Genomic DNA, 13,241 nt, shown 5'->3' with positions numbered 1-13,241 from the left:
GGGAGCGCGACCAGCCGGTGAGCCGTTCACCGGTGACCCGAATGGAGAGGCACGCGTGTCCGATTCCCCTTCTGCTCCGCTGACCACCGCCGATGGCGTGCCGCTGAAAGTCAGTCTGCGCCGCGCCTCGCGCCGGATGAAGCTCAAGGCCCTGCTGCTGGTCTCGCCGCTGCTGGCCTTTTTGATCATCGCCTTCGTCATGCCGATCTTCGACATGCTCTGGCGCAGCGTCGACAACCCCGAGGTCTCCAATGCCCTGCCGCGCACCGTGGCGGCCCTCGAGCACTGGGACGGCGCCTCGCTGCCCGACGAGCCGGTCTATGCCGCCTTGGCACAAGACCTGAAGACTGGCCAGGAGGCGCGCAACCTGGGCCTGGTATCGAGTCGCCTGAACTACGAGAAGTCGGGCATGCGCTCGGCGATGATGGGCACCGCCCGACGCCTGTCGCGCATCGAACCGCCCTACAAGGCGGCGCTGATCGATGCCAACGATGCCTGGGGCGAGCTCGATACCTGGCAGCTGATCGAGCGTGAGTCCTCGCCCTATACCCTCTCGTACTACCTGGCGGCGGTCGATCTCCAGTACACCCCCGCCGGCGAGATCGTCGAGGTGCCGGACTACCTGCAGATCCATCTGGCGCTGTTCTGGCGCACCTTCTGGATGAGCGGGCTGATTACCCTGCTGACGCTGGTGCTCGGCTACCCGATCGCCTTCCTGCTCGCCAACCTGCCGGCGCGGCGCGCCAACCTGCTGATGATCCTGGTGCTGCTGCCGTTCTGGACCTCGCTGTTGGTGCGCACCACCACCTGGATCGCCATCCTGCAGTCCCAGGGGGTGCTCAACGACATGATGGTGGCGCTCGGGGTGGTCGCGGACGAGGCGCGATGGCAGATGATCCACAACAAGACCGGCACTATCATCGCCATGACCCACATCCTGCTGCCGTTCATGATCCTGCCGCTGTACTCGGTGATGAAGACGATACCCCCAAGCTACATGCGGGCCGCGCGCTCGCTGGGCGGCAAGCCGTTCCTGTCGTTCCGGCGTGTCTACTTCCCGCTGACCATTCCGGGCATCGCCGCCGGCGGAATCCTGGTGTTCATCCTGTCGATCGGCTACTACATCACGCCGGCACTGGTGGGCGGCCAGTCGGGGCGCTTCATCACCAACTACATCGCCTACCACATGCAGACCTCGCTGAACTGGGGCCTGGCGGCGGCGATCGCCTCGATCCTGCTCGCCGTGGTCATCGTGTTCTACATGGTCTTCAACCGCCTGATCGGCGTCGACAAAGTCAAACTGGGGTAATGTGATGGCGATTCCTTCCTATGCCACCCGTGGCGAGCGCATCTGGCATTACGTCTTTCTCGGCCTGTGTGCGCTGATCTTCCTGTTCCTGGTCGGCCCGCTCTTGGTGATCATCCCGCTGTCGTTCAATGCCGAGCCGTACTTCACCTTCTCGGAGGCGATGCTGAGTCTAGACCCGGCGGGCTACTCGCTGCGCTGGTACCAGGACTTCTTCACCTCGAGCGAGTGGCTCAATTCGATCAAGAACAGCTTCATCGTCGGGATCTCCTCGACCCTGCTGGCCACGGTGCTCGGCACCGTCGCCGCGCTCGGCCTGTCGAGCCGGCACATGCCGGCCCGTGGGCTGATCATGGCGCTGCTGATCTCGCCGATGATCGTGCCGTTGATCATCTCGGCGGCGGCGATGTTCTTCTTCTTCTCGAAGATCCAGCTGGCCCAGACCTACCTGGGGGTGATCCTCGCCCACACGGCGCTGGGGATTCCCTTCGTGGTGATCACGGTGACGGCGACCCTGTCGAGCTTCGATACCACCCTGATCCGGGCCGCCCACAGCCTGGGGGCCAACCCGACCCGCACCTTCTTCAAGGTGGTGCTGCCGCTGGTCACGCCGGGGGTGGTATCGGGGGCGCTGTTCGCCTTCATCACCTCCTTCGACGAGGTGGTGGTGGTGCTGTTTATCGCCGGGCCCGAGCAGCGCACCATGCCGATCCAGATGTGGTCGGGCATTCGCGAGCAGATCAGCCCGACCATCCTTGCCGTGGCGACGATGCTGGTGCTGCTGTCGATGCTGCTGCTGGCGACCCTGGAGCTCCTGCGCCGTCGTAACGAGCGACTGCGTGGCATGAGCCCGAGCTGATCCTTTCTGTTCTCGGGCCAGGCCCAACTCGTCTCGTACGCTCTGACGCCGACCGTTCGCGGTCGGCGTCGTTGCTTGCGGCGAGCCGATACGAGAGGGCGCGGGCGCGCCGTGACGGGCTTTAGCCACTCCTACCGGATGTGAGGCGACATATTAGTGTTTGCCTAGGCCGGCCCTCTTGCTGAATACTGTATAAACAAACAGTATTCAGCAAGAGGCACCGCCATGCGAGCTTCCGAGATCTTCCTGGCGCACCCGGCGCCGCCCGCCCAGGGGCTGCCACACCCGCAGACCACCATCCGCGCGGGCATCTCCGGGTTTCCCTCACCGGCCGAGGACTACGTGGGCCGCACGCTGGATCTCAACCAGCGGCTGGTGAAGCGCCCCGCGGCGACCTTCTTCATGACCGTGACCGGCGACAGCATGGAGGGCTTCGGCATTCAGGATGGCGACACCCTGGTGGTCGATCGCTCGGTGGATGCCAAGCCGGGCCATATCCTGGTGGCGCTGGTGGATGGCGAGGTGATCGTCAAACGCTACGAGATCCTCGGCAAGCGGCCCTACCTGTGCTCGAGCAACGACCGCTATGCGCCGATCCCTGTCTCGGATCTGGACTGCCAGGTGTGGGGCGTGGTGCGCTCGGTGATCCACGAGTACCCGGTATGAGCCAGCCGATGATCGGCCTGGTGGACTGCAACAACTTCTACGTGAGCTGCGAGCGAGTGTTTCAACCGCGCCTGGCAGGCGTGCCCGTGGGGGTGATGTCCAACAACGATGGCTGCGTGATCGCCCGCTCCAACGAGCTCAAGGCGCTGGGCGTGGAGATGGGCACCCCGGCTTTCGAGCTGCAGCAATGGGTCCGCCAGGGGCGCATTCGCCTGCTGTCGTCCAACTACGAGCTCTACGGCGACATGTCCGCCCGGGTGCGCGAGGTGCTCGAAGAGTACTCGGCAGGCGTCGAGCCGTACTCCATCGACGAGATGTTCGTGCGCTTCGACGGCTTCGATGACGCCACCACCCTCGCCCTGGCCCGCACTCTGTACCGCAACGTGCGCCGGTTCACCGGCATCCCCGTCTGTGTGGGCGTGGCCCCCACCCGCACGCTTGCCAAGCTCGCCAACCGCGCCGCCAAGAAGCGGCCTGAGTACGGCGGCGTGTGCGTGCTGGCAGGCGATGACGACGAGACGCGCCACCTGCTCGAGCAGACCACGCTAGGCGATGTGTGGGGGGTGGGGCGGCGACTGGTCGAGCGGCTGGCCATTCAAGGCATCGAGACCGCCTGGGAGCTGCGCTGCGCCGACCCCAAGGCGATCCGCCGACGCTTCTCGGTGACGCTCGAGCGCACCGCCCGGGAGCTGCAGGGCACGCCCTGCATCGAGATGAACGATAGTGACGAGCCCCGCCAGCGCATCATGACCTCCCGCTCCTTCGGTCGCCTGACCGGCGAACCGAGCGAGCTGCAGGAAGCCATTCGCCAGCACGCCCAGCGCGGCGCCGAGAAGCTGCGCGCCCAGCAGAGTCACGCCCGCGCCGTGCTGGTGTTCCTGAAGACCAACCGCCACCGGAAGGACCTGGCCCAGTATTCCCCCAGCATCGTCACCGAGCTGCCCGAGCCCACCGACGACAGCCGCTCCATCCTCGCCGCCGCCCAGCAGGCACTCGATGCCATCTACCGCCCCGGCTATCGATTCATGAAGGCCGGCGTGATGCTGCTCGATCTGGTGGACGCCAACCGAGAACAGCTCTCGCTGCTCGATACCCCCGACCACGCCGCCGATCGCGAGCGCAGCGAACGCCTGATGAGCACCCTGGACGAGCTGAACCAGAAGATGGGCCGCGGCACCGTGCGCCTGGGCGTGCCCCGTCAGAACGCCGCCTGGCAGTTGCGCTGTGCCCACCGCACCCCGCGCTGGACGACCCAATGGGGCGAGCTGCCCAGCGCCAAGGCCTGAGAGCGGCGAGGCCACAACAGCACACCGATTGGCGGCTATTTCCTACAGCCGGGCTTCCTCCTTTTTGGCTACATTAAGGCGATAACAAGGAGGCTTTGATCATGGACAAGATCGATATGTACCCCCACCCCGATGGCGGCTGGGTGATGGCATGTGCCTGCGGTATCTCAGAGCTTCATAAGCGGGATGAAAAATACTGGTCGTTGTTCGACCTGCGCTGGCTGGATAATTATCGCTACAGGATAAGCTGTAGATCCTGCGGACAATCTTCTGACCACGCGGCATAGCAGCGAGTGATGTGCGGATAGCGCCCATTCGCACACAAACCGTACCGAGCAAGTCGATGCACTACCTCGCCGGCACAGGAAGTACAGCTGCCTCTAGCCGTCTACCGGCACCCACTCGAACCAGCCATCCGCTGGCACCAGGCACCGATGGTGGGCGAAAGCCCCGCGGAAGTAGTGGGAGGTAGCCACCTTATCGACGGTGGCGTTGATGGGCTCTGACGCCTTCTCCTTCGCCCAGTGTGGCCGATAGCTCCACCACACCTCGTCCATCACCAGCGGCACTTCATCGCTTGGGTGACGCACCACGCTGATCCAGGTGCCCGGCGCCACGTTGTATTGTGGCTTCAGCTCCCGAGGCTCCAGCGGCAGGCGCAGAGCCTTGGCGAGCTTGGGGTATGGGCTATAAAGAGCGAAGCGGCCGCACATTCTTTATCGTATTCAAACAGGTTTTGCCTTATCTTTTATATTCGGATCATCAAACTCTAACAAGCCCTGCTCTGGTTCTTCGATTATTTCCTCCTTAAAGTCACCAGCCATTGCCATTCCTAGCAACCCTTTTGGGGCTAGTTTTCTAATGGTCTTCCCTCTTGCAGCTTTTCTAGTAGACTTAATAGTGCTCATTTTTTCTTGCAGATGGACAACCTTTCCAACGCCTCTAACGACCTCCAAATTTCCTAGGCTCTCACCAGTGTCTGGATCAATAATATCATCATCTTCCGTGTAATAGACTAAAAACAAATCGCCTTTTGAGACACCGTCAGCTCGCCCTCTATTGATTACTAGTGTGAACTCATCAACGATTTTAGCAACGGTGGCCGGGAATTCTCTCCCTTTATCTAAGTCACTCATTCCGCACCCTCGAAAAGAAAAACTGGAACTGAAGTCTTTACAATCAACTTGCTCAAAACATCTTTGGAGTTTTTTAATATATCAGGTAACCTGTCTTCTATATCGCAATCCTTTATAAGAAGGACCTGGATCTTTTCATCCTGTTGGATATTAACCACCTTTCCCAATGCAGCAAAGTGCTCAACACCATCCTCAACATAGTATATTGATGCCAAGGATTGATATGAAAAAATTGGGGTGGGGTTCAGAAGAAGCAAGGCAAACCCCGTTGGGTGAGCTTTAGAAGGTTTACGTGCATGAATTACTTTTGGAGGCGTCAATCTTGGGTCATTTTCGAGCTTCACATACAACTGCCATGCTGCTACCAAAGCAACCAAAAATAAAAAAGCAAAAAATATAATAGCAATGCACAATAACTTAAAAGCAACGGTGTAAGAGTCAGGTGTGGAAGTCCAGCTCACTACACCTATAATCAAAGACAAGAAAACAGCATAACCACTAGAAGAGCTCATAAGGCTCGACCAGATAACATTGCCAAATGATTTAGGCTTCATAGGCCTTTTCCTGAAAAGCAGCCGTCCAGCCACGCGAGATAAAAGAAACACCTTCCATGGAAACCTCGTGGTTAAATAAAAAATCCAATAAAAGCCTTATTTTTATAACACTCGCCTAATCCGAATCTCACACCGCCTTAGGATCTTCACGTCCTTCATATCTTCGGGCCTGATGAGTTCTTTCTCGTAGCGCGGGTTGTCGCTGATCAGCAGCCAGACCCCTCCAGCCACACGCAGCACGCGCTTTATACGCCGCTAGCCGTGAACCAGCAGCAGAAACACGCCTTCCGGCTTGGGGGCGCGGCTACTGCGATCCACCAGCAACCCGTTGCCATCGGCGAGGGTGCCATCCATCGAATCGCCACGCCCCTTAGTAGCGTTGGTTTCACCTTTTATAAGGAAAGCCTAACCGATGAGGGGTGGTCGGCGCCATGGCTAACCCTGGCGCCAACCTTAGAGCTGAACTCTTGCGGCCTGTCGAATCTCTGCCTGCCGAGAGATCACACCGGGGTGGCCGATACGACCCGGTTACGGCCCTCGCGCTTGGCCTGGTAGCTGGCGTCGTCGGCACGCTTGATGACCTGGGCGCGGTCATGATCTTCGGGCCGGATCTCGGTCATGCCGAGGCTGATGGTGACGGCATAGGCCTTGTCGCTGGCCATGACGCGGCGCTCCGACACGGCGGTGCGCAAGCGCTCGGCCAGGCGGTGAGCATCCGACATCGCGCAGCCGGGGAGCAATACCGCAAACTCATCTCCCCCTGGTCGAGCCAGGTAGTCGCCCCGACGGAAGACCTCTTCCATGGCCATGCTCACCTCGGTGAGCATGGCATCGCCCAGGTCATGCCCGCCGTCATCGTTGACCGGCTTGAAGTGATCGAGATCGAACAGCAGCAGTGCCGCAGGCTTCCGGGTCTTACGCCGGTCGGCTAGCAGCTCATCCAGGCGGCGCTCGAAGCCGCGCCGGTTGAGCAGTTCGGTCAAGGGGTCATGCTCGGCCAGCCAGAGTTTTTTGGCGTCCTCCTCGAGCCGCTGGGTGATGTCCTTTACGGTGCCGGCGTAGCCGTGGAAGGTTCCCTGGTGCCAGATGCCCCGGGCCTGTACCTCGACCCAGTGAATCTCGCCCGTCGCGGAAAGGTAGCGGGCCTGGCGCCGGAAGTCGCTGCCGGTATCCACGGCACTCTGCCAGAGGTCTGCGAAGTCTGCCTGATCATCGGGGTGGAGATGATTCGCCACATCCTCCTCGCGCAGGGCGCCGGCGCGGCGGCCGGTCAGCTGTGCCAAGGCGGTATTGCGATAGATCAGACGGCCGCTGCGGTCGGTGATGAAGATGCCGATGGGAGAAGACTTGAGCACGCCATCGAGGAAGGCGCTGCGCTCGGTCAGCGCCTCGGCGGTGTGCCGTCGGTCCTGTTCCAGGGCATTGAAGGTGTCGGCGAGTTGCTGCATCTCGTCCATCGAGGTCGTAAGGGTCACGGAGCTACCGTGACCGTCGCGAATCCTGGCAATCTGGCCCTCGAGCAGGTGCAGCGGCCTTAGCGCCAGACGCATTAGCCACCACAGCAGTGGCAGCATGGCCAGGGTGGCGATCAGGCCGATCAGCAGCAGCTTGAGCTGGAGATGTCGGGCGGGGAGGACGGCCTGGGACAGGGGCATCGTGACGCGCACGATCCAGTTGGCGACCCTGACCTGGGCATAGGCGTGCAGGGCAGGGGCGCCATTACGCTGCTGTCCCCGGCCACTGCCTTCCCAGCCCAGCAGGGCCAGGTCGAGATCGCTGTCGGGCACGACCGCATCGGCCTCCCGCATGATCAGCGACCGATCTGGGTGCGACAGCATCACCCCCTCGTCGGTCATCAGAGATGCGAAGCCATCGTTGCCGATGCGCACGCTCTCGATGCGATCGAAGAAGCTGCTGCTGCTGACGTTGACCGCGCCGATCAAGATGCCGAGTGAGCGCCCGTCGGGAGTCGTCAGGGGATGGGTCAGGATCACCAGCGGATCACCGCTGAGCTCGCTGATGAAGGGATCGCTGATCGTGGGACGCTTAAGGTCCATGGCCTGACGAAAGAAGAGCTTGTGGTCCACATCGAGCCCCAGCAGTCCCTCCTGGTAGGGTTGTCGCGCGATGACCTTGCCCGTCGGCGAGATGATTCCCAAGCGGGTGAACAGGGGGGGAGCATCCGCGCGTGAGGCAAGCAGGGCGGTAGCGTTTAAGGCAGCGCCCCGGCGGACGTTGGCCGTCAGGCGGTCTGCCAGTGTCTCGAGTGCCTGCTGTCGCTGGTGGATCGAGCCCTGGATCTGCCGGGCGATCAGGTTGGCTTCGTATTCCAGATGGGCCCGGTTGGTCTGGGCAATCAGCTCCTGCTCGCTGTCATAGACGGTGAGCAGCGTGATCGCCAGCAGGGCGATCCAGCCCAGGCTGATGCAAAGCAGCAGGCGAAGGTGCAAGGTCTTGGGCATGCCGTCTCTGTTGGTGCCGTGAAGGAGTGAAAACGGCAGGAGTTTACCACGACCCCTGAGCTAGCCGGAGTCGGCGCCGTGGCCTCGTCCTCCGAAGCATCAACGCTTCAACGGGGGAGCGGTCGGAAAAGACGGTCTTGCGGAGAAGAGACGGCAACACATGCAGCGATGCATCTAGGTCCTCTTAATCCAGAGCCTCTTGATCACGAGTCTCGTGATTCAGGCTCCGCATCATGATGATGAGGACTGCAGAATCATTGCCCTGATGACCGCTCTGGAAAAGAAGATTGACGTGGGGGGGCGTTGAGACCTGCGCTGCGAGATAAGGTATAGTCCTGAAAAAAACACAGGGACGTTTTCCTCAAATGATCGCCATGCACTTTACCTTTGCTCGTCAACTCCCTCCTGCTGCCGGCATGATGGCCTTGATGGCTGCCGCGGTAACCATCGGTGCGCTGTCGCAAATTTACCTTGCCGATTACCTGATATATCCCATGCGGTGGATAGATATGGTGGTCTACGACATAGGCGTGATGATCACCAGCCTAATGTATCTGGTGGGGCTTAACTCGGGTGATGTGTTCCCTGCGCGACAAATGCTGACGGGGCAGGTTGGTGTGGGCCTGTTCGGCGCAGGCCTATATATCGCATCAGAGATTTTCTATGTAATTTCGATATTGGTTTTTGCCACGCGTCAGGCAGTTCGAGACTCGGCCGGGTCGCCCGAATCTAAATACCATAAGCCTAAAAAGCTCATTATTTCATACATGTTGATTAATGTGCTTTATACAGTAAGTTTCTTTTATTATGGCATGTTTTCCATTGGTCTTTTTATGGATTATGGCATGGCTTTTTCGGCCATTATGGATGCCGATAGCCTGGAGAAGTTTATTGTTTTCAGCTGGCCGTGGAAGTTGCTTTTCTTTGTTCCCTTTCAGTTGGTTATTTTGGGCGCGCTCTGGAAGGATAAGGTCTGGGTTAAGACTGCCTTGTCAGTGTACTTGCTGCTTGATTTTTTCTACTATATGGCATTGACGCTTATTCCTGAGCAAGGTTATCGTCTGATCTCAGGACTTATCATAAGCACGATGGCATTGTTGATTTTTTTACCTTACCTCCGCAGAAAGCAAGCTTGATGCGGGGTTCTTGAAATAATCATCTGTCGTGTCTTCCAAGCTGTGAGTGGTCTGATCATGGCTTGGATTAATGGTCAGCACCCCGGGAAGGGAGCATCATGTTCAAGCAAGAAAAGCTGCAGCTCGCCGGTGGCAGGCAACATTCCTTAAGTGCCGGGGGGGAGATGTGAAATTGATATCGAAGCTCGTCAAGGTGACAAGCCCTGCCTTCTACCTGATGCTGGGAGTTTCGGCCCTGCTTATTATGCCTGGTATGTTGGCAGCCGCCTTTACCTTAATCGGGTTTGATCTCGACTGGAGCACCTGGAAGACCTATCTGGGAATTATGTTGATCTCCGTTGCAATGCTGATGACGTAAACCATGAGACATAATAAGTCTTCTTCTCTTAAGGCCCTGGCTGTGCAGGTGGTAATTAGAAGCCTCGGGTACCTGTTGACCGCTATGGTGGTATGCCTTCCCACGCTGCTTCTACTCCTCGGAGTCGGTATGATCGGCTTTGAGTACGATTGGAATGTGTGGACGACCTATGCCGGCATTGCCGTGCTGGCTCTGGGGCAATTAGGCATCAAGCTCCTGCTGTCGGATGTCCGAGGTGGCAACCTGTTTGAAAGGATCTTCTTCTTTCCCAAGAGGTGATGGCGCCTGAGTTCAAGTAATAAACGCAGCACCTGCGGTTTGGGTCTCAACGGCCACTGCAACGCATGACTTATCTGGTGCGATGTTGCCATGACCAAGTGGTATAGACCTCTTGTTGCTGAACACCGAGCCGCCATCATGATGATGGGGCCTCTCATTCTCTCTGTGATATTGCCGCTCACTTGAGCTGCGAAAAGTGATCTACCTGCTTCCCAGGTATTGGCTCCTTGAGCAGGTAGCCCCTACACATTGAGGCGCATGTTTCCCACCGATTCACGTCGTCAGGTCGCGCACGAGACCATCAACAACGCGCTCGATGTCATGCCCCGCGGCAGCCTAAAGAAAGAGCTCTTCGCCTGGCTGCAGCAGGGCAGCGGCAAGCGCCGCTCTATGCAATCGCGGGTCGGATCGACGCAACCAGATTCCTGAGCTGGTCAGTATCCCTGCGCGAATGCCAGAGGTCCGGGACGGCGACCCTCTTCACTGCCCCCTCATGGCAACGGGGTTCCAACGAGATCACCAGCGGGCTGTTGCGGCAGTACCTGCCGCAGGGCACGGCCCCCGAGGTCTACAGCCAAGAAGCACGCGACGAGCTCGCTGACTCGATGAACACGGCATCGCGAGCCACTGGGCTGGCGAACGCCACTGGAATTCTATGCCGAGGTGCTCAAGAAATCCGTCGATGGCCCGGGCACTCTGCAATGGCGTTGCATGTGGAAATTGATGCTGCCCTTACTGCAGGTCGCAAAGCTGCAATGCCTTCTATACTTAGTAATGGCCGAAAGGCTCTCTGGCAGAGGTCGGCAAACGTGGATTGACAGTATCAAAGCAGTGGTCGTTATGGGCAGATCGGTGCGGATGACCAAGAGTTTGAACACATGGGCTCGCCAGAGCGCGAAGGTGCTTGATTAAACGTTGGTGTTAATCCGAGGTGTTATCATGAAGATTCTCAGAAATGCTCCGCTGGCCGTGCTGATAGGTGCTTGCTTGCTGTCCGCCCCCTATGTCATGGCTCAAGAGGTAGGTCCCAGTGTGGGCGATAAGGAGTTCTCTCTCTCCGGTACCGGTAGCAGTAACAAAGACTTCGACAACAGCAGCTTTGGTATTTCCGGCGACTACGGCTGGTACCTGTCCGACCGGACCCTGGCGGGTATTCGTCAGAGTGTCAATTTTGCTGACGTGGAAGGCGAGGGGCTGTCTGACGATTTCTGGAATGGCAGCACTCGTGGCTTTGCCGATTACCACTTTGGCCAGGGCGCGGCTCGTCCCTTCGTAGGCGCCTCGCTAGGCGCTATTTATGGTGATGGCGTGAAGGACACCGGCATCGCCGGCCTGGAAACTGGCCTCAAGTACTATCTGCTGCCCACTACCTTCCTTCTGGCCAGAGCCGAGTACCAGTTCCTGTTCGAGAGCGGCGACAGTGCCGAGGAAAACTTCGACGATGGTGTCTGGGCCTATACCTTCGGCATGGGTCTCAACTTCTGAGGATCAGAAGTGATTCGATGACCAGACTAAGCAGCCCCGAGGGGCTGCTTTTTTATGCGGCGATACCAGAGCAGCCATTTTGGCAGCCACTCAGAGTACCCCCTTCGGGAGCAGGGCTCTTCCAGTGGAGGCTGGCCTTTGGGGGCTCGTACATGGCCACCTGAATGTCATCTGGGAGCGGAGGCATAAGGCGCTGGTGTCTGTCGCCTGCCACAGTTGATGGCTTTGGTGCGGTTTTCTGGTGCCGATGAGTGGATTCGAACCACCGACCTGCGCATTACGAATGCGCTGCTCTGCCAACTGAGCTACACCGGCATGAGGGACAGGTGGAGCATAGTGCCCCGGCCCCTAGCCGTCGAGATCGCGCACCCGGGTCAGGCCTTCCTGGGCGGAGGAGGCGACCAGCCGGCCCTTGCGGTCGTAGAGGCTGCCGCGGGCGAAGCCGCGAGCGCCGCCGGCCCAGGGGCTGTCCATCTCGTAGCGCAGCCAGTCGTTGACGGTGACGTCCTGATGGAACCACAACGCATGATCGAGGCTCGCGATCTGCAGTTGCGGGTCGCCGAAGGCGATGCCGTGGGAGACCAGCGAGGTGGTCAGCAGATGGAAATCCGAGCTGTAGGCCAGCAGGTAACGGTGCAGGGCCGGGTCGTCGGGGAGAGCGCCGGCCAGCCGGAACCACAGGCGCTTGCGCGGCGCGCCGTTCTCGCCGGGCGCCTCGTCGTCCAAGTGCAGGAACTCGATGGGGTGGCCGTTGAAGCGCTGCACCTTGGCGCCGCGCGCGATCAGGGTCTCCGGGTCGTCGACGTCGGGCATGGCCAGCTGGTGGTGGAAGCCCGGTTCGTCGCCCTGGAAGGAGGCGCTGCAGAAGAAGATCGGCTTGCCCTTCTGGATGGCGGTGATGCGGCGGGTGGTGAAGCTGCCGCCGTCGCGGACCCGGTCGACCTGATAGACCACCGGCATCTGGGCATCGCCCGGGCGCAGGAAGTAGCCGTGCAGAGAGTGCACGCGGCGCTCACTGGGCACGGTGCGGGTGGCGGCGGAAAGCGCCTGGCCGAGCACCTGGCCACCGAATAGCTGGGGAAAGCCCAGGTCCTGGCTATGGCCTCGGAAGAGATTTTCCTCGATCATTTCCAGCCCCAGCAGGGCCACCAGATTGTCCAGTGCCGACATGATGCCATCCTCTGATCGGGCGCCGCGGGCGCCATACGCTTGTTTCAATCGTCACAGCATACCCGAGAGGCTCGCCGATGCGCAGCGATGAATTCTACATGCACCGTGCCCTGGACCAGGCACGCCTGGGCCTGGCGGCGGGGGAGGTGCCGGTGGGCGCCGTGGTAGTGGATGAGGCCGGAGAGATCATCGGCGAGGGCTTCAATGCCCCGGTGGGGGGGAAGGATCCTAGCGCCCATGCCGAGGTATGTGCCCTGCGGGATGCTGCGCGGCGGCTCGGTAACTACCGCCTCGATGGCTGCACTCTCTATGTCACCCTGGAGCCTTGCCTGATGTGCACCGGCACGATCATTCACGCGCGCCTGGCACGGATCGTCTACGGCGCCGCCGAGCCCAAGACCGGGATGGTGGAATCCCGGGCCAATCTCTTTGCCCAGCCCTGGTACAACCATCGCGTCGCGGTGGAGGGCGGGCTACTGGCGACCCAGGCCAAGCGGTTGTTGAAGGCCTTCTTCGCCGAGCGCCGGCAGTGATGGACAGGGGC

16 protein-coding genes and 1 tRNA gene are annotated in these 13,241 nt (G+C 60.0%); 11 read left to right on the top strand and 6 right to left on the bottom strand.

The window, feature by feature from the left end; all coding sequences use genetic code 11:
- Window positions 1-55: 55 nt before the first annotated feature.
- From IEJ03_RS13435 to IEJ03_RS13415, 5 genes are all read left to right on the top strand, one after another.
- Window positions 56-1,309: an ABC transporter permease gene (locus IEJ03_RS13435; protein ID WP_242457977.1), complete on the top strand. Its 1,254-nt coding sequence runs from the start codon at window positions 56-58 to the stop codon at window positions 1,307-1,309.
- Window positions 1,310-1,313: 4 nt separating this feature from the next.
- Entirely contained in the window at window positions 1,314-2,165 is an 852-nt protein-coding gene (locus IEJ03_RS13430; protein ID WP_192035325.1) for an ABC transporter permease, read from the top strand.
- Window positions 2,166-2,390: 225 nt separating this feature from the next.
- Window positions 2,391-2,831: a translesion error-prone DNA polymerase V autoproteolytic subunit gene (gene umuD, locus IEJ03_RS13425; RefSeq protein ID WP_192035324.1), complete on the top strand. Its 441-nt coding sequence runs from the start codon at window positions 2,391-2,393 to the stop codon at window positions 2,829-2,831.
- A gap of 8 nt (window positions 2,832-2,839) precedes the next feature.
- Window positions 2,840-4,117, top strand: a complete 1,278-nt coding sequence (locus IEJ03_RS13420) for a Y-family DNA polymerase (RefSeq protein ID WP_192037326.1) — start codon at window positions 2,840-2,842, stop codon at window positions 4,115-4,117.
- Between the two features lie 101 nt (window positions 4,118-4,218).
- A complete protein-coding gene (locus IEJ03_RS13415) occupies window positions 4,219-4,404 on the top strand; it encodes a hypothetical protein (protein ID WP_192035323.1) in 186 nt (61 codons plus the stop codon).
- A gap of 93 nt (window positions 4,405-4,497) precedes the next feature.
- On the opposite strand, the gene IEJ03_RS13410 is transcribed toward IEJ03_RS13415, so the two are convergent.
- From IEJ03_RS13410 to IEJ03_RS13395, 4 genes are all read right to left on the bottom strand, one after another.
- Window positions 4,498-4,830, bottom strand: coding sequence for an SOS response-associated peptidase family protein (locus IEJ03_RS13410; protein ID WP_192035322.1), 333 nt, complete (start codon window positions 4,828-4,830; stop codon window positions 4,498-4,500).
- 12 nt (window positions 4,831-4,842) lie between these two features.
- Window positions 4,843-5,253, bottom strand: coding sequence for a hypothetical protein (locus IEJ03_RS13405; protein ID WP_192035321.1), 411 nt, complete (start codon window positions 5,251-5,253; stop codon window positions 4,843-4,845).
- Window positions 5,250-5,807, bottom strand: a complete 558-nt coding sequence (locus tag IEJ03_RS13400) for a hypothetical protein (RefSeq protein ID WP_192035320.1) — start codon at window positions 5,805-5,807, stop codon at window positions 5,250-5,252. The genes IEJ03_RS13405 and IEJ03_RS13400 overlap by 4 nt, the downstream gene beginning before the upstream one ends.
- Before the next feature lie 500 nt (window positions 5,808-6,307).
- Window positions 6,308-8,269, bottom strand: a complete 1,962-nt coding sequence (locus IEJ03_RS13395) for a diguanylate cyclase (protein WP_192035319.1) — start codon at window positions 8,267-8,269, stop codon at window positions 6,308-6,310.
- 365 nt (window positions 8,270-8,634) lie between these two features.
- On the opposite strand from IEJ03_RS13395, the gene IEJ03_RS13390 reads away from it, so the two are divergent.
- The 5 genes from IEJ03_RS13390 to IEJ03_RS13370 all read left to right on the top strand — a co-directional run bounded on the left by IEJ03_RS13390 (window position 8,635) and on the right by IEJ03_RS13370 (window position 11,527).
- Complete coding sequence (locus tag IEJ03_RS13390) at window positions 8,635-9,405, top strand: hypothetical protein (protein ID WP_192035318.1); 771 nt, start codon at window positions 8,635-8,637, stop codon at window positions 9,403-9,405.
- Window positions 9,406-9,571: 166 nt separating this feature from the next.
- Window positions 9,572-9,763 (top strand): hypothetical protein, encoded by a 192-nt coding sequence (locus IEJ03_RS13385; RefSeq protein WP_207116424.1) that lies wholly within the window; start codon window positions 9,572-9,574, stop codon window positions 9,761-9,763.
- 129 nt (window positions 9,764-9,892) lie between these two features.
- Window positions 9,893-10,042, top strand: a complete 150-nt coding sequence (locus IEJ03_RS13380) for a hypothetical protein (RefSeq protein WP_192035316.1) — start codon at window positions 9,893-9,895, stop codon at window positions 10,040-10,042.
- A gap of 258 nt (window positions 10,043-10,300) precedes the next feature.
- Window positions 10,301-10,471 carry a hypothetical protein gene (locus tag IEJ03_RS13375; protein WP_192035315.1) on the top strand — a complete coding sequence of 57 codons (171 nt, stop codon included), beginning with the start codon at window positions 10,301-10,303 and terminating at the stop codon, window positions 10,469-10,471.
- Window positions 10,472-10,981: 510 nt separating this feature from the next.
- Complete coding sequence (locus tag IEJ03_RS13370; RefSeq protein ID WP_202884376.1) at window positions 10,982-11,527, top strand: hypothetical protein; 546 nt, start codon at window positions 10,982-10,984, stop codon at window positions 11,525-11,527.
- A gap of 239 nt (window positions 11,528-11,766) precedes the next feature.
- Here IEJ03_RS13370 and IEJ03_RS13365 read toward each other — a convergent pair.
- Together IEJ03_RS13365 and IEJ03_RS13360 are read right to left on the bottom strand one after the other, a co-directional pair.
- Window positions 11,767-11,842, bottom strand: a tRNA-Thr gene (locus IEJ03_RS13365).
- 33 nt (window positions 11,843-11,875) lie between these two features.
- Window positions 11,876-12,700, bottom strand: coding sequence for an acyl-CoA thioesterase II (locus IEJ03_RS13360; RefSeq protein ID WP_192037324.1), 825 nt, complete (start codon window positions 12,698-12,700; stop codon window positions 11,876-11,878).
- A 74-nt stretch (window positions 12,701-12,774) separates the two neighbouring features.
- Between IEJ03_RS13360 and tadA the strand changes: the two genes are divergently transcribed.
- The gene (gene tadA / locus IEJ03_RS13355; RefSeq protein WP_192035314.1) at window positions 12,775-13,230 is read left to right on the top strand and encodes a tRNA adenosine(34) deaminase TadA; all 456 of its coding nucleotides are present in this window, start codon (window positions 12,775-12,777) and stop codon (window positions 13,228-13,230) included.
- Window positions 13,231-13,241: the final 11 nt, after the last annotated feature.

This window comes from Halomonas sp. YLGW01 (genome assembly GCF_014840935.1).
Lineage (GTDB): Bacteria > Pseudomonadota > Gammaproteobacteria > Pseudomonadales > Halomonadaceae > Onishia.
The sequence above is the reverse complement of the archived record's forward strand: the minus strand, read 5'-3'. Positions and strand labels throughout refer to the sequence as shown.